Raw genomic sequence first — 21,037 nt, 5'->3', positions numbered from 1 at the left:
GTAGTGCGCCCCGAAGCCAAGTCGGGCATTGGGAAGTCGATACAGTCATCGGCAAGTCACACAAAAGTCAGATTCTCACGTTGACCGAGCGTACCAGCCGGTTTGAGATTATCTATAAGCTGTCGGCGAAAACGGCGAGTGAAACCGCACAGTCCATCATCCACGTGTTGAAAAACTTGCCTAAAAAAGTGGTAAAGTCCATCACCGCAGACCGTGGCAAGGAATTTCATCTTTGGGAAGAAGTAGAGAAAGGGCTGGAAGTTCCCTTTTACTTCTCGGCTCCTGGCAAACCAGGTCAGCGTGGCACCAACGAAAATAGCAACGGCCGCATTAGGCGCACGTATCCAAAAGGAACCGATTTCAACCGAATGACCCAGAAGGACATCATGGATTTTCTCTTGACGTTCAACCAGGTCCCCCGGAAAGTGCTCAATTATAATACGCTTTGAGGTATTCATGAATTTCTTGCCGTGTTCGACTTGAGTTGACAATTTACATCTTGTTTTAAAAAGGATAGTTGACTTTTTCTTTGATAATAATGGATTCTTAGTGCCCTCTAAAATTCAGGAAGCACTTATTTGTTTAATTTCTTAGATTGCTTTTATAAATGAATTCCTTATACGATACCTCCATTTAATTCACTTCCCTTTACAGGCAGAACCTCCCCTGATAAATTAGAAATATTACTGTTTTCGAAAGAAGTGTGGAAATCGTGTCCAAATGGGGCCTTTATATTTTGTTATTTTTGCTGATGGTTGTTTGGGGGTTCAATGTTTCAGCTATTAAAATTCTAGTAACCTATTTTCCTCCAGTGTTGATTCAAGGTCTTCGCGTCATGCTGGCAGGATTTGCTGTCATTCTTTTTCTGATATTGAAGAGAAATTTTCAGAAAGTATCAAGAAAAACCTTAGCCGGCATTTTAACAGCCTCGCTGTTCGGAGTGCTGGGGCATCATCTTTTTCTTGCGATTGGACTGACTGAAACCAGTGCGACGAATGCAGGTTTAATCCTCGGGCTGGTCCCTTTATCCACTTCCATCATGGCCATGATTTTCTTGAATGAGAGACTTACAATTCTGAAAACCATGGGGATTTTGGCTGCGTTATTTGGGGTATACCTCATTGTAATGAATGAAAAAGGAACACTTTCAGGGCTCTCAATAGGAGATTTGTATATCCTCGGTGCTGTATTGACTCAGGCTGTGAGCTTTATTCTGATCAAAAAGCTTAGTGTGAGCATTGATTCCCGGCAGATGACAGGCTTAATGCTCTTCATGGGCTCGATTCTGCTCATCATCGCAAGTTTCTTTTTCTCTGAAACAAAAACCGTTCTTTTCACAGAGAAACCGGCTTTTGTCTGGTGGGCACTGATAGGCTCTGCTATCCTTGCAACCGGTCTTGGCCATATGCTTTACAACTATAGCATTCACCGGCTGGGTGCAGGATCAACTTCTATTTTTATTAACCTGACTCCGTTCTTCTCATTAGTGGGTTCTTCCATTTTTCTAGGAGAGGAAATCCTTTCCAAACACTTAGCAGGCTTTTGTTTTATCGTCTTTGGGGTTCTTCTGGGAACCGGTACATTTAAGCTGCTGTTGAAGAAAAGGAAGAATCAGAAAGAATTTTCCGCTTAAACTATGAACAGCTTGGTTAATGAAGGAGCTATATCATGATCTTTCTATTTTTGACACTTTTGACTGGAGCACTTATTGTGAGTTTCTTTCAAAAATATATCCTGCGGGTAAAGGAACCTGATATTGAAGAATTATGGAGAGAACTTGAAGAACAAAAATGGTACCAAGAATTACGAGCAGATCCGAAAAGAGAAGCTTTTTTGAATTCCTCCAAACGTGATGGACTGCTGCACGATCCTTATTATGTACGTAAAATCATTGATAAGGAAGGCCACAGAGATGGATTCATTTGGCACGTGAAAGAGAAAGCTTAGAAAAGGTGTAAATAAGGGATATTTTCAAAAGCAGGGTGCTTCAACTATGAAAGCGGCCTGCTTTTCTATTGTTACTTATAAGGAGATCATTATTAACGCTTCTAATCCTGTCCATGATTAATACAATATGTGAGAATGTATATCCTCTATCAGAAAGCTCCTTCTTGATCATTTATGGTAAGATTCCAATTGATGGTGCAGTTCGAAAATTCGTATCTGTCCACAATAATTGAAGTCGGGAGTTTACGGTCATACTATTACATACTTCTATTCAAGAGGTGCTCCAAAAGTATATCAGTCTTTGGAACACGAGGCTGCGGATAAATTGGAAGGGCTGTATTTACACGGTTCGATAGTACTGGATGCCTATGTTAAAGATTGCAGTGATATAGACTTCGCGGCGGTCACAAGAAACCGATTAGCTGAAGCAGAAATACATACCCTTAAAAAGATTCATGAAGAGATTGCGGGATAGTTTCAATCACCTGAGATGGACGGAGTGTTTATTGTATCGGAGGATCTGGGGAAAATCAGACCGGATGACAATGCAGCCTTTCCTTACTATAATGATGGTAAATTGAAATGGGACACCAAGTTTAACCCAGTAACTTGGGTGCTTTTGAAAGAAAAGGGAATCAGTGTCTTAGGTCCTGATATAACCAAATTCCCTTTTGATGCCAGCAAGGACCTCCTGACTTCTTATGTAAGGGAAAACATGAATTCCTATTGGACAATGAGGGTCGAAAGGCTGGAGAATTCATTAAATCGAGATATGAATCATTCTTCCAAGGAGATTTCTGAAGAGGTTGAATGGACAGTACTAGGATTATTGCGTCAATACTTCACCTTGAAGGAATCAGATATAACTTCGAAAGCGGAAGCGGGAGAGTATGGATTGTTAAATCTACCAGAAAGATGGCACCCCATCATTCATGAAGCGTTGAATATTCGAAGCAATAAATATGTGAAGCTGTTTCAATTTGATAAGGAACGTGTGCTGGAAACTGTGAAATTCACCAAGTATTTGATTGACCACTGCAATAACATAAAATGCGGCAGGACAAATAGGGTAAAGTATTAAATGGCTGATTTAATACTATGCCTTTTAAGATACAAAAAAGAGCAAGTTCCAAAGTGAACCTGCTCTCTTTTGCTGCTATTAGATAAATGCGGCGCCCTTCAGTTATTATTCATCCGTTTTAGACCAGAATAGCTTCTTCTCTCTCTCAGCATGCTTGTCTAAAAAATCATAAATGACCCTCGCCAAGCTGTGTTCGCCCTTTGCGTCATGTCCGGCTTCCCATATCATCATTCCCCCGAAATCATTCTGCAGAGCCAGATCCGTTTTCCTCTGAATAGTGGATATTCCGTTATAGTGATATTTCACGCCATTTATGGTGGCAGCATCCTTGTCTGCATTATCGGCCCCATGTTCTATTACTTTAGAAAAGGAAAGAGGAGATTTTGACGGATCTTCAGGCTGTGCATAAAATGGGACTCCCAGAACCAACTTATCTTTAGATAGGCCGTTTTCTTCAAAAAAGGAGCTCCAGTAGTCTGCGATATTCTCAGCAAAAGGAAATGGAGACAGGTTAGCTGCGTTATAACCGCCGTCCCACTGGCCATCATAGGCCATGATATTTACATAGTCTACGTCATTGAACATCGAAGGAATAAAGACAACAGATTCATTCTTCCGGCCGGTCACACTGCTGACTTTAGAATAGACAGCGATAGAGAGCTCTTTATCATTCACATTTAGCTTGTAGTTCAATTCATTAACAAATGCAGCCAAATGTTCAGCATCCTTTACAGTCCGTGGGTGTTCAAAGTCGATATCCACGCCATCCAGATTCTCTTCTTTCACCACTTTTATCAATTCATTAACAAGTTTCGTCCGGGACTCGTCATTGTAAATTGCTTCTTTAAAGTAAGGATAGGTTTCGCCGCCTTCTATATGGAACCAGCCACCCACAGCGAGAAGCACTTTTGTGTCATGTTCGTGTGCCAGTCTCACAGCTTTGCGTAAATTATCCTTCGCATGGGCACCGCTGAATAGAAGATCACCTTTCTTTGTGGGGTGGGCAAATGAAAAAATCACGTGAGATAAATAAGGGTAATTGATTGTCTCTGGATCGTGATGATCCTGTATATACCCCATCACCACTTTGGACTGAGACTCATATTTTCCTTCTGCTTTTTTAAAAAGTGACTCCACTTCCTCTGAACGAAGATGATGATAAACTGCTTCAATTGTAAGGGTCTCAGCTTTTATATAGGAGATCCCGGCGTAAAAACCTGCTGAAAATGTTAAAACAGCCGCCGCTAATAGGAGAATGCCTCGCTTGTTCATAGATGAAATGCCTCCTGTCAGTTTCTGCTTTTAAAAGTTTACCAGAAAAATAGAGGAGAGAGAGATGGTAATATCAACCGATACCTCTTCAACAAAGCTTTCAAACCTGTGTTGAAAATGAATAGGAGCGAGGCGTCTTTCAAATACTAAATTTGGAAATCCACACACTAAGAGTGAATTATTTAAATGGAGTGATGAAATGAAGGCTGTAACCTACCAGGGAAAGTATTCAATAGCAGTAAAAAAAGTGGAGGCACCAAAAATCCAGGATCCTCAGGATGTTATCGTCAAAATCACCTCCACAGCCATTTGCGGGTCGGATCTTCATCTGTACCAAGGGAACTTTCCTTTGCCGATTGGGTATGTTATTGGACATGAACCCATGGGAATCGTGGAAGAAATCGGCCCTGAAGTCACCAAGGTGAAAAAAGGAGACCGGGTCGTTATTCCTTTTACTGTAGCATGCGGGACCTGTCATTACTGTAATCACCATCAGGAAAGTCAATGCGACAATGCCAACCCTCATTATGACTCCGGCGGTTATTTCGGGTATTCCGAGAAGTTCGGTGATCACCCCGGGGGTCAGGCAGAATACCTCAGAGTACCCTATGGAAATTACACTCCTTTTTTAATTCCAGAGAGCTGTGAACTGGATGACGAACACCTGCTGTTTCTCTCGGATGTCCTGCCGACGGCTTATTGGAGCGTAGAAAACGCAGGGGTCAAAAAAGGAGATACCGTCATCGTACTTGGCTGCGGACCTGTTGGATTGATGGCCCAGCAATTCGCCTGGAAAAAAGGAGCAGAAAGAGTCATTGCTGTGGATTACTTTGACTACAGGTTGAATAAGTCGAAGAAAATGAACAAAACGGAAACTTTTGACTTTACGAAATATGACGATATGGGAGAGACCCTTAAGGAATTAACAAATGGAGGGGCAGATGTCGTTATCGATTGTGTAGGGATGGATGGAAAGAAGTCACCGCTGGAGTTCGTTGAACAAAAAATGAAATTACAGGGTGGAACACTCGGACCCATCCAGATCGCTACCAAAGCAGTGAGAAAGTGCGGAACCGTTCAATTGACTGGTGTTTACGGCGGACTTTATAATATGTTCCCGCTTGGACCTTTTTTCACTAGGAATATTACCATTAAAACCGGTCAAGCTCATGCAAGAAGCTATATGGGGACCATGTATGACATGGTAGTCAAAGGGGAAATTGATCCGACGGCCATCATTACCCACAAACTCCCGCTGGACGATGCAGCCCATGGATACAACATCTTTAACAAGAGGGAAGACGACTGCATCAAAGTCATTCTGAAACCCTAATCAATACAACAAAAGCGGCTGTTCATTCTATAGTTTTGCATGAGAAGTGCATAACGGAAAACATATAATCACCCAATATAGTTCACATTGAAACAGGCTTAGAGATGCAATTATCTCTAAGCCTGTTCAGTTTCTCACAAAGAACACATCATAAACTGTATAAGCGCGAGTCTAACCTAGGGTAAAATTAGGATACATAGCAAGCTCATATTCCAACAAAGGGCGGTATACATAAAGAAGGATTTACCCTCATTTATGTGGAATTTATTGGGTGCTGATAGATAACTAATTTTTAGAAAGGCAGGGGATATGAGATGCATAAATGTAAAAGCTGTGGAGGAAATTCGTTTGTAAAAGTACCAGAGTATGAAAAAGAACTAACTGTTTGTTTAGATTGTGGGGAGGCAGCTTCAATTCGGTTCGTAAATCCAAGTATTTTAAAGAAATATATCAAACCAGATAATCAAAAGTAAACATATATTCAAGGAGCCACATTTTAATATCTCACCTATATAAATTCGAGAAATTAGAACCAGAGAGTATTCCATCAACAGATTAATTAAAGGAAGCTGGATGCCGAAGCAATTTAATTTTCATAACAAAAAGACTCGCGATTGACGTAACGGGTGCGTTTAGTTTAAAGGTATTAGAGTGGTGTATAAAGAAGTAATATACATCACCTAAAAATGGAGTGTAGATTATGATTCGTAATTATTCACCTGCAGATTCGGAGAGAGTCAATGAATTGTTTAACACCATAGACACCGGATATGTAGTAGAAAAAGCAGAAGAAATCGAAAAAAGTGCGGGCAAATTCATCCTTTACGAAGAAGATGGAGTGAAAGGAGCCGCCTATGCAGTATTGTCTGTTAATGGTGCAGGCGAAAAACAGGCCGATGTAAAAATTTATGTTGAGCCTTCGTCCAGAAATAATGGAATAGGAACACAATTATTTCATGAGCTTTCATCCTATGCAGAAGCCGAGAAACAGGAAGTGTTAACTGCTTCTATTCGTGTAGATAAGCTGGACCCAGCAGGTTTCTGTAAGAAAAACGGAATGGATAAATGGTGGGGTTCACCCTCACTTGTCTATAAAGGACCTCCTTTTCCAGAACCAAAGACCACTTTTGATCTCTATGATGATAAGCTTTTTCAACAGTTTGTCAAAATCGTCCAGGATTGCTACTATCCCTTACACAAAGAAATCGACCTGAAGCCTTATCTTGCTTCTCCTGAAAGTGTAAAGACCTATCAATTGAGAAATCCGGGGAATGTTTATGTTGCTATGGATGGCGAAAACGTAATGGCTTCTGTGTCGATTGGAAAAGGGGAAGTGGATAATTTAATGGTTTCCCCTCACTATCAAAAAAGAGGATTAGGGAGAGATGCTCTTCACTTTGCTATGAACAGGATGCTGCAGGAAGGACACAAAGAAATTCACATCTGCTATATGGAAAACAATAAAGCAGCCGAAAAATTATACTATTCGGCAGGCTTTAAAATGTTAGAGAATATGAATGTTTATCGGAAATACATACTTTGACAGTAAGGAGTCCAGATGAAAACAGTAAATGGTTACACGTTAAAACAAACAGTTTTGGATTCGTGGAAAGAAAGATTTGTTCCGGAAAACCAAATTTTATTTTTCAGGGAAGCTCCAGGTTTCATACCTTCTGAAGAATACTTACCCGGAACTTCCCCATCCTTTACCCTGGATGAGAGAACTGCATTTGCCACCTGGTCTGTTAGCAAACAAGGAAGATATATTGCCAAGATTGAAAAGGACACTTTTCTAGAGTTAAATGAAGGCCAACGAAAGAAAGTTATAAGAGAACAGTGGCTGCTTCAAAGAGGACTGGTTTTTACTGAAGAGGAAATTATTCAATTACTGAGGGTAGCCGCTCATTCCGATGAAAATCTGAAGGTTCTTGAGTCATCCTCTTTTGTTGATGCGAATACTAAAAAGAAGATATTTATGCTGCAGCAATTTCTTTGGAATTCGTTATCTTCACGAGTGCAGACTCAGTTCCTGTTAAACTATGCAGAATTGTGGATAGATGATTACGCTGCATTTGCTAATTTAAAGGAGCCGGATCAACAGCAATTAACAGAAGAATATTCAGATCTCTCGGTATTTTTTGATACTTTTTCTTCTAAAAATGGCCCTAACTGCCTCTCAGCGGCGGCAGCAGGATTCACAGGGGATAAGGAGATCATTAAAGAGTGGATGAAGCCCGATAGATTCCAGGCTCTCTTGAATCATTATGGATATAGACCGATTGATAACGTCACTCCTGAAAAAGGTGATGTTATGGTGTGGAGAGACTACCAGAATGAAATTATGCATGCTTGCTTCCTCTTGAACAACGAGTACAGTTTCAATAAGCATGGACAGACCATGTTCAACCCCTGGCAGGTCCTGTCTGTAAATGAGGTTTTGAATACGTGGAATAGTGAAGCGAGTTATATGGAGATTTATAGAAAAAATTAAAAAACCGGACAAGGAATGACCTCGTCCGGTTTTCATCATACTGTGGCAGATGCCAGCAAATTCTCAATATCCTGCTCCATATCAATTGGATCTGTTGTACACTCGAAACGCTTGATCACTTCTCCGTTAGAATCAATAAGGAACTTTGTGAAATTCCACTTGATCGAATAGTCGTCAGTCAAATACTCAGGATGTTTCGCATTTAATAGCGGGATGAGTATTTTGGCAACTGGGTGAAATTTATTAAATCCTTCAAACGACTTTTTATGTGTAAGATAGTCAAACAGGGGATGCATGTTTTCATCTCGCACATCAACCTTCTGGAATAACGGGAAATTCACCCCATAATTCAGAAGACAGCTGTTTTGGATTTGTTCGTTTGAATCCGGTTCCTGATTATCAAACTGGTTGCAAGGGAAACCTAATATCACAAATCCTTTGTCTTTGTATCGGTCATAAAGCTTTTGCAAATCCTCATACTGATAAGTGAAACCGCATCTTCCTGCTGTATTGACGATCAAAACAACCTTCCCTTTGTATTCTTCAAGAGACTTTTCCTGTCCATTCATGGATATAGCTTTGTGGGTATAAATACTCATATTAACCCTCCTGTATAGTAATATTTAACTAGTTATTTAGTAATGTATTTATTATACCTTCTCTTGAATGGATAGCAATTAAATTGCTTTCTTTCAACACACTGGCCGAGAAGCGAATTTTTGTTCTGATTCACCGCTGACCTGAAGAGTTCTGTACATTAGGGGAATTAGCCATACTCTTTGCTGAAGTCTGTGACCTTAGTAGAATTTCCCTTAAAATAGTTTGATAATAATAAAAACTGTGTTAAAATGCATATAAATAAATATCCGAACCACTGGGGGAGCCTTTTAAAGGCTGAGATTAAAGTGTACTTTAAGACCCTTTGAACCTGATCTAGTTCATACTAGCGGAGGGAAGTGAGCGTCATTGACACTAATAATCTACCATTTAGTTTATTATTCAAGCCGCCTTCCTTTTTCAGGGAGGCGGCTTTTTGTTGTCTATTTTTAGGCTGTTTCCGCAAAGATTGTGGTTATGGAAAAGCAGTGGCTTTCCGCTCCAGCCACCCGGCCTCAATGGCTGCACCTGTTTAAACAGTGGAAACGCACTGTTATGCTCCGACATGAAAATGTTCTCAAAAGAAGAAAAGGCGGAGGTTTCTATGGATAAATGTCTACTGCATGCTGTCACTTCCGGAAATAGACCTGTAAATGAGGTAGTATCCATCTGCCAGGATATCAATCCTTATGTCGACAGCCTGCATATCAGAGAGCACAGGAAGACAGCAAGAGAAATTTATGAGATAGGAAAGGAATTGATAGAGTCTGGCATACCGGTGAGCAAGCTCGTTGTGAACAACAGGGTCGATGCAGCTGCTGCGCTTGGTATTCCAAGAGTCCAACTGGGCTTTCACAGCCTTCCTGTATCAGCTATTAAGAATGCCTATCCAGAATTATCTATTGGCAAATCTGTTCACTCCCTGAAAGAAGCACTCGCAGCAGAAGAGGAAGGAGCAGATTCACTATTATATGGTCATGTTTATCCCACTCTTTCCAAAGAGGGCTTACAGCCAAGGGGACTGGAGGAATTGAGGGATATCGCCGATGCGGTTTCTATCCTAGTTTTTGCGATAGGAGGAATTAAGCCATCTAATGTAAAGGAGGTGGTACAGACAGGGTGCTATGGAGTCACGGTCATGTCAGGAATTTTCAATGCTGTAAAGCCGAGTAAAGCGGCCTATGAATATAAAAACCAATTGGAGAGGATGCTGCATGAATAAAGTATATGACGTAATAGTGGCCGGGGGAGGAATTATCGGAAGTTCGATCGCTTACCAACAGGCTAAGCTCGACAAGAAAGTACTTATCATCGAGCGGTATAGCCTTGGAGCTGAAGCTTCAAGTGCGGCAGCTGGTATGTTGGGTGCGCAGGCAGAAATTCATGAAAATGCTGCTATGCTTCAGCTGGCCCTGAAAAGCCGGAGTATGTTTCCCCAGCTGCTTCAGGAACTGGAGGACTGGACAGGAATCAATGCCGGCCTTGTGAATAAAGGAATGATAAAAATAGCTCAATCATCAGGTGAGGCCGCTCATCTTCAAAAGCAGGTCCACTATCACGCTGGGTGGGACCCGGAAGTCAAATGGCTGAATGGCAAGGAACTGCTGCAGCACGAACCCGCTCTTTCCACCAAATTGGAGGGAGGCATGCTCATTCCGAATGACGGGCAGGTCATGGCACCACAACTTTCGAAAGCGTTTGCGAAAGGTGCAGCGGCTCATGGAGCAGACATTATCGAGTTTTGCAAAGTTGAAAACATCATGTTTAAGGGCCAGCGTGTGAAAGGATGCGAGACCTCCCAGGGCCGGGTTTTATCAGACCATCTGGTTATTACAACAGGCGCCTGGGCTGGGGAGTTATTGAAAAAGACAGGGTTAACTCTGCCTGTGAGTCCAGTAAAAGGGGAATGTTTCTCAGTTGTTCCCTCACATCCGATCATTCAGTCAACCGTTTTTTCGGAAAGCGGCTGTTATATCGTTCCCAAAAAAGATGGCAGGCTGATTGTCGGCGCAACCACCCTCGTCAATCGCTGGGATAAGGATGTTTCATTAAAAGGTGTGTCCTCTTTATCACAAAAATCCATCGACCTGCTTCCTGACATTAAATACGCGAAGTGGGAAAAAGCCTGGGCAGGCATCCGCCCCCAGACAGGAGACGGACTTCCCTACATTGGACCGCACCCTGCCTATGAAGGACTTTATATTGCAGCCGGACACTACCGCAACGGTATTCTTTTGAGTCCTATAACCGGGAAAATGATTTCAGATATGATTGAACGAAAAGTTCCAGAGAAAGAGGAAGCTCTTTACCAATCGTTTAAAGTGGATCGCAATAGCATCCCAATAAATTTAGGTTAGGGGGAATAGAGTTGAACTTAATTATAAACAGTGATGAAGTTCTGGTGGATGATGCAGTAAGTACTGTGGCGGACCTTCTTTCATATTTCGAGTTAGATCAGAAAGTCGCCATTGTAGAATTGAACCGGGTGATTCTTGAAAAAAGCAAGCATGCAGACGCAAGACTAGCCAACGGTGATGTAGTAGAAATCGTACACTTTGTAGGAGGCGGATGAAATGTTGAAGATAGGTTCTTATGAGTTCTCATCAAGATTGTTATTAGGTACAGGAAAGTATCCTGATTTTGATATACAAAAGAAGGCCGTGAATGTTTCCGGGACGGAGGTCCTTACCTTTTCGGTACGCCGCATGAATATTTTTGAAAAAGGGCAGCCGAATTTCCTGGAGAAGCTTGATGTGAAAAAGTATACGCTGCTTCCCAACACAGCAGGAGCAAAAACAGCTGAAGAAGCAGTCCGAACAGCCAGGCTTGCAAGAGCTTCCGGGTTGTGTGACATGATTAAAGTTGAGGTGATCGGTGATTTCCAAACCCTTTTGCCTGATCCGATTGAAACGCTGAAAGCATCAGAACAACTTCTGGATGAGGGCTTTACCGTTCTTCCTTACACCTCGGATGATGTCCTGCTTGCTAAGAGGCTTCAAGAGATGGGTGTTCACGCCATTATGCCTGGAGCTTCTCCTATAGGCTCGGGGCAGGGCATTATCAACCCCCTTAATCTGAGCTTCATCATTGAACAGGCAGCTGTGCCCGTTATAGTGGATGCCGGCATCGGCTCACCTGCTGACGCCGCTTATGCAATGGAACTTGGAGCAGATGGAGTCTTATTGAATACAGCTGTCTCAGCTGCAAAGGATCCTGTTAAAATGGCTAGAGCAATGAAACTCGCGATTGAAGCAGGCAGGCTCGGTTACGAAGCAGGCAGGATACCCAAGAAAAGATATGCCTCCGCCAGCAGTCCTTTGGAAGGAATGAGCACCATTTGAACAACCGTTATTCCAGACAAGAACTATTCAGCGGAATCGGGCCCTCCGGCCAGGGAACACTATTCAAAAAACATGTGCTGATTATAGGAGCAGGTGCACTTGGAAGCGGCAGTGCCGAAGCTCTTGTGAGGGCTGGGATAGGCAAAGTGACTATAGTGGACAGAGATTACGTCGAGTGGAGCAACCTGCAGCGTCAGCAGCTGTATACAGAACAGGATGCCGAAGAAAGAATCCCTAAAGCTGCAGCAGCTCAAAGAAGACTGAAAAAAATTAATTCCTCAGTCACAATAGAGGCAATTATAGAGGATGCAGGGGTTGAGGAACTCGAGAAACTCCAGAAAGACGTGGATCTTATTATAGATGCCACTGATAACTTTGAAACAAGAATGATCATCAATGATATTTCGCAAAAGTATGGAATTCCATGGGTGTACGGTGCTTGTGTCGGAAGCTATGGAATCAGTTACACCATCATCCCTGGAAAAACACCATGCCTTCATTGTCTTATGGAAAGTGTCCCTCTGGGAGGAGCTACATGTGATACAGCAGGAATTATTGGTCCGGCAGTCGGGATGGTCGTCAGTTACCAAACCGCTGAAGCACTGAAGCTGCTGGTGGGTGACCTTGGATCCTTAAGAACCAAGCTTGTCACCTTTGATCTTTGGAGTAATCAGCACTCGGCCATATCTCCTCAAGGGTTAAAGAAAAAAGAATGCCTCTCCTGCGGAAGCAAACCGAGTTATCCATTTCTCAACTATGAAAACCAAACTAAAACAGCGGTGCTTTGCGGAAGGAATTCTGTGCAGATCCGGCCTGCTGGCAAAGTTAGGAGGGACTTGGATAAGGCAGCAAACAGACTGGCTAAAACAGGAGGAAAAATAGAGAGGAACCCTTTTCTATTATCATTCGAAATTTTCGGTAACCGCTTAGTCCTTTTCCAAGATGGGCGAGTGCTTATTCACGGAATAAGTGATATAAGCGAAGCAAAGAAGATTTATCACCGTTATTTAGGATAGGAGGATGTTCATGGAGACTGTTAAAGCATTAACAATCGCTGGTTCCGACAGCGGCGGAGGAGCCGGAATCCAGGCAGACATCAAAACCTTTCAGGAGTTGAAGGTATATGGCATGTCAGCCATTACTGCTGTAACAGCACAAAATACGCTTGGTGTACAAGGGGTATTCCCAATAACTCTGAAAGGGATCCAGCAGCAGCTTGCATCCATAGCTGAAGATCTTTCTCCGCAAGCTGTCAAAACCGGCATGCTGTTCAATAGTGATGTGATCCAGCTTGTTGCCGAATCTATTAAACTGTATCAATGGGGCAATCTCGTAGTCGATCCAGTCATGGTGGCCAAAGGAGGCTCACCTCTTTTACAAGAAGAGGCGGTGGAAGCTCTAAGAAAACAACTGATTCCGCTCAGTACAGTCGTCACCCCCAATATACCAGAAGCAGAAGTTATAACCGGCATGCAAATTGACAGTATGAAAAAACGCAAAGAGGCTGCTGAAGCAATCTTGAACTTGGGTGCGGCGTCTGTAGTCATCAAAGGAGGCCATGATGAAACTGAAACTGCGTCCGACCTTTTCTATGATGGAACCCGATTCTCCCTCTATTCCGGCCCAAGAATAAGAACAAAAAATACCCACGGAACAGGCTGTACGTTTTCAGCGGCAATCACGGCTGAGCTTTCAAAAGGTAAATCACTTGCCGATTCTATTCAAACAGCGAAAGGGTTCATACAGGCTGCCATCGAGCAGGATCTTCATATAGGTGAGGGGCATGGACCCACCAATCATTGGGCCTATAACAGCAAGGAGGTGGCTGCTCTTGACGCTTAGAGATTCGTTGTCATGTTATTTTGTGATGGGAAGTACCAATTGTACAGATGACCCCAGAAAAGTTCTTAGAGATGCACTTTCGGCTGGAGTAACGATGTTTCAGTTCCGGGAGAAAGGCGAAAGCTGCCTAACGGGAATAGAGGCAGTTAATCTCGCAGCTGATTTGCATGCCATCTGCAAGAAATATAGAGTCCCATTTATCGTTAATGACAATATTGATCTAGCTCTCGAAATAGAAGCGGACGGAGTTCATATCGGGCAGGAAGACGGTGATGCTGTGGAGATACGAAAACGGATGGGCAGCAGGATACTCGGCATTTCTGCGCATTCTCTTACTGAAGCAAATGCAGCAATCAAGGCAGGTGCCGATTATTTAGGTGTCGGCCCAATGTATCCGACAATTACAAAGAATGATACCAGGCCGGTCAGCGGTCCAATCCTTATAGAAGAGCTGAAGACAAATGGAATTCACCTTCCAATCGTAGGCATCGGAGGGATAAACGCCAATAATGCTACTGAAGTCCTTCATGCAGGTGCGGAGGGGGTCGCAGTCATATCCTGTATAAGCAGCAGCAGGGATCCGAAATCTTCAGTCAGAAATTTAAAAACGGTAATACAAGAGGCAGGAAAATAATTCAATAAAATTTCAGCATTCGGAAACCATTGTCTGCTCTCCCTCGTCTAACAAGTAAGGAATTTAAGGAGGGAATGACTATGACTGCCGATCAAAAAAGAACTGTATTTCTTTTAATGCTGGTTTCCACCCTTATAGGAGTAACTATTAGACTTTTAGATGTCACCCTTTCATCCCACGAGCTTGTATCTTTTTACAGCTTGGATATCCTGATTCTAATGATCATAATGGTGCTAAGCGGGACAGGACTCCTTCTGGTCAGATCAAAAACTTTACCATTAAAGAAGCAAAGGTGATACAAGTGACAACTGATTTTTATTGTGAGGAAGTATTAAGCGGCAAAACCCAAGTAGAGATAGTGGCAGAAACGGAACATGTGCTGGCTTATCATCATACCAAGCCATTTTATCCGGTACATATAGTTGCCATCCCTAAAAAACATATAACATCATTGACAACAATTGAAGAAAATGACCACTTTATACTGATGGACCTGATGCTTATCATAAAAGACATATCCGCCAAGGTTTTGGACCAGCATGAATCCTGCAAGGTGATAACAAATCTCGGGAAGTATCAGGATTCAAAGCATCTCCACTGGCATATTGTGTCAGGGGAGCCATTGAAACAAAAGAAATAACTAAGATACCCCTAGTTGATGGCCCTTAAGTTCAAAGCTTCTTCAGTACCGAATACGTCCAGTGACCCTCACTGGGCCTATTTTTTTGAATTCTTATTACTGTTCTTAATTGAGCTTCCCCTAAATCAACCGTATTCTCAGCTCCCTCTTAGTTCACCGTTTTTCATTTCTTTAAAGAACCTATTCAGTATTCTTTAATATGACCGATACTATAGTTAGATAGATAATATGATAGTTAAATTAAGTAGAATGAACAGGGGTTGCATGTATGAAACTGGGGTTACTTAAACGATCAAAGAAAACTGAAAATACAAGCGTGACAGCAGAAAACATAAAAGACCAAGTCCGGATTGAGCTGGACTCTTCCGGCTATATCAAACAACTTAATATGATCGGAATGTCTGAAGAAGATTTATTTTATATAAAAAGTCTCCAGCCTTCTGTCAGAGAAAATTTAGATGACATTGTTGATCAATTTTATAAAAACCTCAGCATTGAAGAAAGTCTTCTCAACATCATTAATGATAATAGTTCAATTGACAGGCTGAAGAAAACACTCCACCGCCATATCGATGAAATGTTTAATGGGGTGATTGACAACGACTTCATTGAAAAGAGGTTTGTCATTGCCAATGTTCATGTCAAAATCGGTCTAGAACCAAAATGGTATATGTGCGCCTTTCAAGGCTTGTACCAATCTCTTCTTGAAATCATCGATAAGCAAGACTACAGCTTTGAGGAATTCAAGATTTATAACCTGGCTGTATCAAGAATATTAAACCTTGAACAGCAAATTGTCCTTGAAGCGTACGAGAAGGAAAACGATCGAATTCGTTTAGAGGCAGAGAATGTTAAGAGTACTATGATTCAAAACGTGAACCGCAATGCTGAAGAACTAGCGGCAATCAGTGAGGAAACGAGTTCAGCCATCCAGGAAATTGTTCATAAATCCAGGGACATTGAGAGTGTGACACAACTTGGTTCCAAAATTGCCATAGAAACCGAGGAACAATCGAATGAGGGTAAGAATAAATTAAAAAACCTTGAAGCCGTCATGACAAATGCAGATGGTAATATGAACAAAATCTCTAATGATATGGCGCAGCTGATAACTTCTTCAAAGAAGATAGAACAGATTGCTGTAATGGTGACATCTATTGCCGACCAAACCAATCTTCTTGCATTGAACGCTGCCATTGAAGCAGCCAGAGCCGGAGAAAATGGAAAAGGTTTTGCCGTGGTAGCTGGAGAGGTTAGAAAACTAGCCGAAAATACGAAAGAAGCTGTTTCACAAGTAGGAAATCTGATCAGTGAAATTAATACTTCATCAAACACTATGTCCTTGACACTTACTGAAATTAAGGATGGAATACAATCCGGTGCTCTTGAAACACAAGAAACCAATGCGTTCTTTGACAGTATTCTCTCTTCCATGGTACACGTCAAACAACAAAACCTGCAGATCGCCAGGGAAATATCAGACTTGACGGAAATTTTTCAGGACATTAGCGGTGCGGTTCAACAAGTGGCTGTAACCTCCGATGAATTATCAACTGTCACCAGCAGGATTTAGATATGCTTTAATATAGAAGATACAAAAGACGATTTGCTCAAAAAATAAATCAGATTTTTTTTGCGAATTCATATTGACTTCACGCAAACGTTGCGATATATTTATTTAAATTTATATGAAACGTTGATAAGGACACGAGTTTTTCTTGACCGGTTCACAGAGAGGGAAGGCATGGCTGAAAACTTCCTAATGCTGAAGGAGAAACTTACCGCCTTGGAGTTGTATTGAGGAACTTAAGTATTCAATACCGTATTGCTGCGATAAAGCACCATAAGCCGCCAATTTTTCTGGCGGGAAGTTGGGTGGAACCACGGGTCCAAAGCACACTCGTCCCTTTTTAGGTCTGTATATAAAAATAAATAAGCATAGCGATAAGGACACGAGTTTTTCAAAAACGGTTCACAGAGAGGGAAGGCATGGCTGAAAACTTCCTAACGCAGATGAAAACACTTACCGCCTTTGAGCCGCATTGGTGAACATGTAAGTAATCAATGCCGCAGATGCTGCGATAAAGCATGAATGAAGCCGTCAGTTTTTTCTGGCGGGAAGCTGGGTGGAACCGCGGGTCAACACACACTCGTCCCTTTTTGAGGGATGGGTGTGTGTTTTTATTTTTTATAAAAAAGGAGTGGAGAAGATATGAGTGAAAGTAAAATACTCATCAAGTTTCCAGATGGACAGAAAAAAAGTTTCCCCGCGGGAATATCATTATCCGATATAGCACAATCAATCAGCCCCAGCTTGAAGAAAAAATCGGCAGCAGGGAAGGTGAATGGTGACCTGTATGATTTAAATCGTCCCATTAATGTAGATGCTCGGATAGAGTTGCTGAGTTTAGTTTCACCTGATGGAATCAAATTGATCAGACACAGCACAGCTCACTTAATGGCTCAAGCACTCAAAAGACTTTATGGACATTTACATTTAGGGGTTGGTCCAGTCATTGAAAATGGCTTCTATTATGATGTAGAACTGGATCACACTATTTCTCAATCGGATTTAGAAAAAATCGAGAAGGAAATGAATAAAATCATTGCAGAAAACCACCGCATTCTTCGGCAGAAAGTTTCAAGAGAAGATGCGAGGGACTTGTTTTCTGAAGACCCATTAAAATTAGAACTGCTAAAAGAGATTCCTTCTGGAGAAGAAATCACTGTCTACAAGCAAGGTGAATTTCTTGATCTATGCAGGGGGCCTCATTTGCCTTCGACTGGTGTAATAAAACATTTTAAATTGACTCATGTTTCGGGTGCATACTGGCGCGGAGACAGCAATAACAAAGTACTGCAGCGAATTTATGGAGTCGCATTCGGGTCGAGGGAAGAGATGGAAGAATACGTTCATTTTCAAAAGGAAGCCCAAAAACGGAATCACCGAAAGCTCGGCAGTGAGCTGGAGCTCTTCATGTTCTCTGAGGAGGCACCGGGTATGCCGTTTTACTTGAATAATGGACAAAAAATCCGAAATGAACTCCAGTTCTTTCTAAGGCAGCTTCAACATTCTTTTGACTATGAGGAAGTCCAGACACCGATTATGATGAACCGAAAGCTCTGGGAACAATCAGGACACTGAGATCATTACAAGGACAACATGTATTTCTCAAAAGTTGATGAACAGAATTTCGCACTCAAACCAATGAACTGTCCAGGCCATATGCTGATCTATAAAGATAAATTGCATTCCTACCGGGACCTTCCAATCCGGATGGCAGAGTTCGGGCAAGTACACCGCCATGAATTCAGCGGTGCATTGAACGGAATGCTGCGGGTAAGGACATTCTGCCAGGATGATGCTCACATATTTGTGACACCTCAGCAAATTGAAGAAGAAATTACTTCAGCCTTGAAACTGATAGACTATGTATACAAGACATTCGGTTTTGAATACAGTATTGAACTTTCCACTCGGCCAGAAGATTATATGGGGGAAGAAGCTCTTTGGGATAAAGCTGAAGGTTCTCTCAAAAATGTCCTGAAAGACCTGGGATATGATTTTTCTATCAATGAAGGGGACGGTGCCTTCTACGGACCTAAGATCGACATCCATATCAAGGATGCCCTAAAAAGAAGCCATCAGTGTGCCACTGTTCAGTTGGATTTCCAAATGCCTGAGAAATTTGATTTGCACTATATCGATGAACATAATGAAAAAGTCAGACCGGTTGTCATCCATCGCGCGGTCTTCGGTTCCTTAGACCGCTTCCTCGGCATTCTTATTGAACACTTCGCCGGAGCGTTCCCAGTTTGGCTGGCACCAGTCCAAGTCAAGGTAATACCGGTTTCCAACAAACATCATCATGAGTATGCTGCAAAGGTATTCAGCAGGTTAAAACAAGAAGGAGTTCGAGTTGAACTGGATTACCGGGAAGAAAAGATCGGTTACAAAATGAGAGAGGCTCAAATGAAAAAGATTCCTTGCATTCTGGTCATCGGCGATAAAGAAGCTCAAAAAGAAACTGTGAATGTGCGGAGATACAAAAGTGATGAAACAAACGAAGTCTCCTTAGATGAATTTTTATCTTCCATCAATAAAGAGATTCTTGAAAAAAGCCTATGAACAGCCAGCCGTCTTTCTCTAAGAAAGATGGCTCTTCTTGTGAATAGAAAACAATACCAAAAAGTAAAAGGTATCTTCCCGTTTTTGGAGAATTTACATATGGGAGGGATTCTTATGCAATTAACAGAAAGATGGAGTGCAGTCGATGGATACTTCAGCGAAAAACTGCATGGCACAGACACCTTGATGGCATCAATTTTGCAAAGAAATCGTGAAGAAGGCCTGCCTTCGATTGATGTTTCACCCAATCAGGGAAAATTTCTGCATTTACTTGTAAAACTTAAAGGCGCAAAAAGGATTCTGGAGATTGGTACCTTAGGCGGCTACAGCAGTGTCTGGATGGCGAGGGCACTTCCTGAAGACGGCGAGCTGCTTTCATTGGAATTCAGCGAGAAACACGCTGCTGTCGCCAACGATAACATCCGATTGGCGGGATTGGAAAACAAAGTAAATATATTGACAGGACCTGCATTGGATACTCTGCCGACACTGAAGGATAAAGGATATGATTATTTTGATTTTATCTTCATTGACGCCGATAAATCCAATAATCCTCATTATTTTCAATGGGCTATGAAGCTTTCCGGCCCCGGGACAGTGATTATTGTAGACAATGTCGTACGCAAAGGGAACATTGTCGAGGAGGAAAGTGAGGACCCGAACATAACCGGTACAAGGGAAATGTTCGACCTATTGTCAGAAGATACCCGAATAGACAGTACAGGTATCCAAACAGTCGGCAGTAAAGGATACGATGGACTTGTCTTTGGAATCGTGAAATAAGCCAGCAGGAGGAAAACAATGATCAAACTAGTACCAATGACTTCTGAGGAATTCGAACCGTTCTTGGAGAGATCTGTTAAAAACTATGCAGAACAAAAAACAGAAGCGGGCAATTGGACAGAGGAAGAAGCACTGGAAAATTCCAAAAGTGATTTTCAGCGGCTTCTACCTGAGAGGGAGAATTCAATCGATAACCGCCTGTTTACTATCTGGAAAGATGAGAAATCTGTAGGTTCGATCTGGATTGCCAAAATTGCAGAAGATACTGGATATATTTATGACATCTACATTAATCCGGATCAACAGGGTAAAGGCTATGGCAAGCAGGCGATGCTGGAGATAGAGACAGTGGCAAAAGATTTAGGCTTCAGTAAAATCGACCTTCATGTTTTCGGCCACAATCACAAAGCTAGGAATCTGTACGAAATGTTAGACTACGAAGTCACCAATGTCATTATGTCTAAAAAAATATAGTATTGAAGAAACCACCAGCCATGTGCTGGTGGTTTCTATTTTCAGGGTTGACACGCGCCTGTTAGAGCAGAATGCAGCACATACAATGATTACACCTAGGAGCAACCACGGAAATCTATCATAAAAGCATAAAAAGTTTTATAAAAGCTTTAGATGATGAAAAGCATTTGGTGAACAAACGAAAAAATTTCTGATCCAGCAATTTTTTTCAAATTTATACTTGACGTTCCACTTGGAGACATTGTATAGTCTATATATACTTTATCACATAAAAGCATAAAAGCGTTAAAGCGGAAAAGCAATTCACAAAACAATTACATAAATGGCAGTGTGCGGAAGCAGTAGCAGGTAAGTGAGCAGCAGCAGAGACTGAATGGTTGGTGAGAGTTCAGGCAGCTTACAGGTGAATTACACCGGACGTTTTACTGTCACTCAATGAAGTGGTAGGAAAAGATAGATAGTCTTTTCCTACA

At 41.9% G+C, this 21,037-nt stretch carries 21 protein-coding genes, 3 pseudogenes, 1 riboswitch and 1 other annotated feature; of the genes and pseudogenes, 22 read left to right on the top strand and 2 right to left on the bottom strand.

The window, feature by feature from the left end; all coding sequences use genetic code 11:
* The 5 genes and pseudogenes from FZC78_RS21550 to FZC78_RS21530 all read left to right on the top strand — a co-directional run.
* Positions 1-483 (top strand): annotated as a pseudogene (locus FZC78_RS21550) (IS30 family transposase); the annotation flags it as partial.
* Between the two features lie 229 nt (positions 484-712).
* Positions 713-1,633 (top strand): DMT family transporter, encoded by a 921-nt coding sequence (locus tag FZC78_RS21545; protein ID WP_148942135.1) that lies wholly within the window; start codon positions 713-715, stop codon positions 1,631-1,633.
* Positions 1,634-1,668: 35 nt separating this feature from the next.
* A complete protein-coding gene (locus tag FZC78_RS21540; protein WP_148942134.1) occupies positions 1,669-1,947 on the top strand; it encodes a hypothetical protein in 279 nt (92 codons plus the stop codon).
* A 229-nt stretch (positions 1,948-2,176) separates the two neighbouring features.
* The gene (locus tag FZC78_RS21535; RefSeq protein WP_148942133.1) at positions 2,177-2,422 is read left to right on the top strand and encodes a nucleotidyltransferase domain-containing protein; all 246 of its coding nucleotides are present in this window, start codon (positions 2,177-2,179) and stop codon (positions 2,420-2,422) included.
* Between the two features lie 24 nt (positions 2,423-2,446).
* Positions 2,447-3,028, top strand: coding sequence for an aminoglycoside adenylyltransferase domain-containing protein (locus FZC78_RS21530; RefSeq protein WP_187445052.1), 582 nt, complete (start codon positions 2,447-2,449; stop codon positions 3,026-3,028).
* A gap of 105 nt (positions 3,029-3,133) precedes the next feature.
* Here FZC78_RS21530 and FZC78_RS21525 read toward each other — a convergent pair whose 3' ends face one another.
* Entirely contained in the window at positions 3,134-4,300 is a 1,167-nt protein-coding gene (locus tag FZC78_RS21525; RefSeq protein WP_148942131.1) for a glycosyl hydrolase family 18 protein, read from the bottom strand.
* 199 nt (positions 4,301-4,499) lie between these two features.
* Between FZC78_RS21525 and FZC78_RS21520 the strand changes: the two genes are divergently transcribed.
* The 3 genes from FZC78_RS21520 to FZC78_RS21510 all read left to right on the top strand — a co-directional run bounded on the left by FZC78_RS21520 (position 4,500) and on the right by FZC78_RS21510 (position 8,124).
* Positions 4,500-5,633, top strand: coding sequence for a zinc-dependent alcohol dehydrogenase (locus tag FZC78_RS21520; protein ID WP_148942130.1), 1,134 nt, complete (start codon positions 4,500-4,502; stop codon positions 5,631-5,633).
* 700 nt (positions 5,634-6,333) lie between these two features.
* Positions 6,334-7,176 carry a GNAT family N-acetyltransferase gene (locus FZC78_RS21515; RefSeq protein WP_148942129.1) on the top strand — a complete coding sequence of 281 codons (843 nt, stop codon included), beginning with the start codon at positions 6,334-6,336 and terminating at the stop codon, positions 7,174-7,176.
* 15 nt (positions 7,177-7,191) lie between these two features.
* Complete coding sequence (locus FZC78_RS21510) at positions 7,192-8,124, top strand: hypothetical protein (protein WP_148942128.1); 933 nt, start codon at positions 7,192-7,194, stop codon at positions 8,122-8,124.
* Between the two features lie 35 nt (positions 8,125-8,159).
* On the opposite strand, the gene FZC78_RS21505 is transcribed toward FZC78_RS21510, so the two are convergent.
* Positions 8,160-8,723 carry a glutathione peroxidase gene (locus tag FZC78_RS21505; protein WP_148942127.1) on the bottom strand — a complete coding sequence of 188 codons (564 nt, stop codon included), beginning with the start codon at positions 8,721-8,723 and terminating at the stop codon, positions 8,160-8,162.
* Positions 8,724-8,990: 267 nt separating this feature from the next.
* Positions 8,991-9,096: riboswitch (TPP riboswitch) on the top strand.
* A 229-nt stretch (positions 9,097-9,325) separates the two neighbouring features.
* On the opposite strand from FZC78_RS21505, the gene tenI reads away from it, so the two are divergent.
* The 14 genes and pseudogenes from tenI (at position 9,326) to FZC78_RS21440 (ending at position 20,564) form a co-directional block, all read left to right on the top strand.
* Positions 9,326-9,943 carry a thiazole tautomerase TenI gene (gene tenI, locus FZC78_RS21500; protein ID WP_148942126.1) on the top strand — a complete coding sequence of 206 codons (618 nt, stop codon included), beginning with the start codon at positions 9,326-9,328 and terminating at the stop codon, positions 9,941-9,943.
* Positions 9,936-11,078, top strand: coding sequence for a glycine oxidase ThiO (gene thiO / locus FZC78_RS21495; RefSeq protein ID WP_148942125.1), 1,143 nt, complete (start codon positions 9,936-9,938; stop codon positions 11,076-11,078). Before tenI ends, thiO begins: the two co-directional genes overlap by 8 nt.
* An 11-nt stretch (positions 11,079-11,089) precedes the next feature.
* Positions 11,090-11,293, top strand: coding sequence for a sulfur carrier protein ThiS (gene thiS, locus FZC78_RS21490; RefSeq protein WP_148942124.1), 204 nt, complete (start codon positions 11,090-11,092; stop codon positions 11,291-11,293).
* 1 nt (position 11,294) lies between these two features.
* Positions 11,295-12,062, top strand: a complete 768-nt coding sequence (locus FZC78_RS21485; protein ID WP_148942123.1) for a thiazole synthase — start codon at positions 11,295-11,297, stop codon at positions 12,060-12,062.
* Positions 12,059-13,078: a thiazole biosynthesis adenylyltransferase ThiF gene (locus tag FZC78_RS21480; RefSeq protein WP_148942122.1), complete on the top strand. Its 1,020-nt coding sequence runs from the start codon at positions 12,059-12,061 to the stop codon at positions 13,076-13,078. The genes FZC78_RS21485 and FZC78_RS21480 overlap by 4 nt, the downstream gene beginning before the upstream one ends.
* A 10-nt stretch (positions 13,079-13,088) precedes the next feature.
* A complete protein-coding gene (thiD, locus tag FZC78_RS21475) occupies positions 13,089-13,904 on the top strand; it encodes a bifunctional hydroxymethylpyrimidine kinase/phosphomethylpyrimidine kinase (protein WP_148942121.1) in 816 nt (271 codons plus the stop codon).
* On the top strand, positions 13,894-14,538 hold the full coding sequence (gene thiE, locus FZC78_RS21470) for a thiamine phosphate synthase (RefSeq protein WP_286365514.1): 645 nt from the start codon (positions 13,894-13,896) through the stop codon (positions 14,536-14,538). The genes thiD and thiE overlap by 11 nt, the downstream gene beginning before the upstream one ends.
* 80 nt (positions 14,539-14,618) lie before the next feature.
* Complete coding sequence (locus FZC78_RS21465; protein WP_148942119.1) at positions 14,619-14,834, top strand: hypothetical protein; 216 nt, start codon at positions 14,619-14,621, stop codon at positions 14,832-14,834.
* A 5-nt stretch (positions 14,835-14,839) separates the two neighbouring features.
* Entirely contained in the window at positions 14,840-15,178 is a 339-nt protein-coding gene (locus FZC78_RS21460; RefSeq protein ID WP_148942118.1) for an HIT domain-containing protein, read from the top strand.
* 268 nt (positions 15,179-15,446) lie between these two features.
* A pseudogene (locus FZC78_RS24930) lies at positions 15,447-15,992 on the top strand (protoglobin domain-containing protein); the annotation flags it as partial.
* Positions 15,993-16,040: 48 nt separating this feature from the next.
* On the top strand, positions 16,041-16,751 hold the full coding sequence (locus tag FZC78_RS24925) for a methyl-accepting chemotaxis protein (RefSeq protein WP_435874207.1): 711 nt from the start codon (positions 16,041-16,043) through the stop codon (positions 16,749-16,751).
* 114 nt (positions 16,752-16,865) lie between these two features.
* Positions 16,866-17,089 (top strand) — a binding site (T-box leader).
* Positions 17,090-17,390: 301 nt separating this feature from the next.
* Positions 17,391-19,307, top strand: a pseudogene (thrS, locus tag FZC78_RS21450) (threonine--tRNA ligase).
* Positions 19,308-19,421: 114 nt separating this feature from the next.
* Positions 19,422-20,090, top strand: a complete 669-nt coding sequence (locus FZC78_RS21445; protein ID WP_148942116.1) for an O-methyltransferase — start codon at positions 19,422-19,424, stop codon at positions 20,088-20,090.
* 18 nt (positions 20,091-20,108) lie between these two features.
* A complete protein-coding gene (locus FZC78_RS21440; protein WP_148942115.1) occupies positions 20,109-20,564 on the top strand; it encodes a GNAT family N-acetyltransferase in 456 nt (151 codons plus the stop codon).
* Positions 20,565-21,037 lie beyond the last annotated feature (473 nt).

The sequence above is a fragment of the Rossellomorea vietnamensis genome (assembly GCF_008180415.1).
GTDB lineage: Bacteria > Bacillota > Bacilli > Bacillales > Bacillaceae_B > Rossellomorea > Rossellomorea vietnamensis_C.
Note: the sequence above shows the minus strand (reverse complement) of the source record. Positions and strands in the feature narration are given on the sequence as shown.

Bases quoted from the DNA above. Each gene is read 5' to 3' on its own strand.
- FZC78_RS21540 (WP_148942134.1), top strand. From the start codon at position 1,669: ATGATCTTTCTATTTTTGACACTTTTGACTGGAGCACTTATTGTGAGT.
- FZC78_RS21525 (WP_148942131.1), bottom strand. From the start codon at position 4,300: ATGAACAAGCGAGGCATTCTCCTATTAGCGGCGGCTGTTTTAACATTT.
- FZC78_RS21520 (WP_148942130.1), top strand. From the start codon at position 4,500: ATGAAGGCTGTAACCTACCAGGGAAAGTATTCAATAGCAGTAAAAAAA.
- FZC78_RS21515 (WP_148942129.1), top strand. From the start codon at position 6,334: ATGATTCGTAATTATTCACCTGCAGATTCGGAGAGAGTCAATGAATTG.
- FZC78_RS21510 (WP_148942128.1), top strand. From the start codon at position 7,192: ATGAAAACAGTAAATGGTTACACGTTAAAACAAACAGTTTTGGATTCG.
- FZC78_RS21505 (WP_148942127.1), bottom strand. From the start codon at position 8,723: ATGAGTATTTATACCCACAAAGCTATATCCATGAATGGACAGGAAAAG.
- tenI (WP_148942126.1), top strand. From the start codon at position 9,326: ATGGATAAATGTCTACTGCATGCTGTCACTTCCGGAAATAGACCTGTA.
- thiO (WP_148942125.1), top strand. From the start codon at position 9,936: ATGAATAAAGTATATGACGTAATAGTGGCCGGGGGAGGAATTATCGGA.
- FZC78_RS21485 (WP_148942123.1), top strand. From the start codon at position 11,295: ATGTTGAAGATAGGTTCTTATGAGTTCTCATCAAGATTGTTATTAGGT.
- thiD (WP_148942121.1), top strand. From the start codon at position 13,089: ATGGAGACTGTTAAAGCATTAACAATCGCTGGTTCCGACAGCGGCGGA.
- FZC78_RS21465 (WP_148942119.1), top strand. From the start codon at position 14,619: ATGACTGCCGATCAAAAAAGAACTGTATTTCTTTTAATGCTGGTTTCC.
- FZC78_RS24925 (WP_435874207.1), top strand. From the start codon at position 16,041: ATGATTCAAAACGTGAACCGCAATGCTGAAGAACTAGCGGCAATCAGT.
- FZC78_RS21445 (WP_148942116.1), top strand. From the start codon at position 19,422: ATGCAATTAACAGAAAGATGGAGTGCAGTCGATGGATACTTCAGCGAA.
- FZC78_RS21440 (WP_148942115.1), top strand. From the start codon at position 20,109: ATGATCAAACTAGTACCAATGACTTCTGAGGAATTCGAACCGTTCTTG.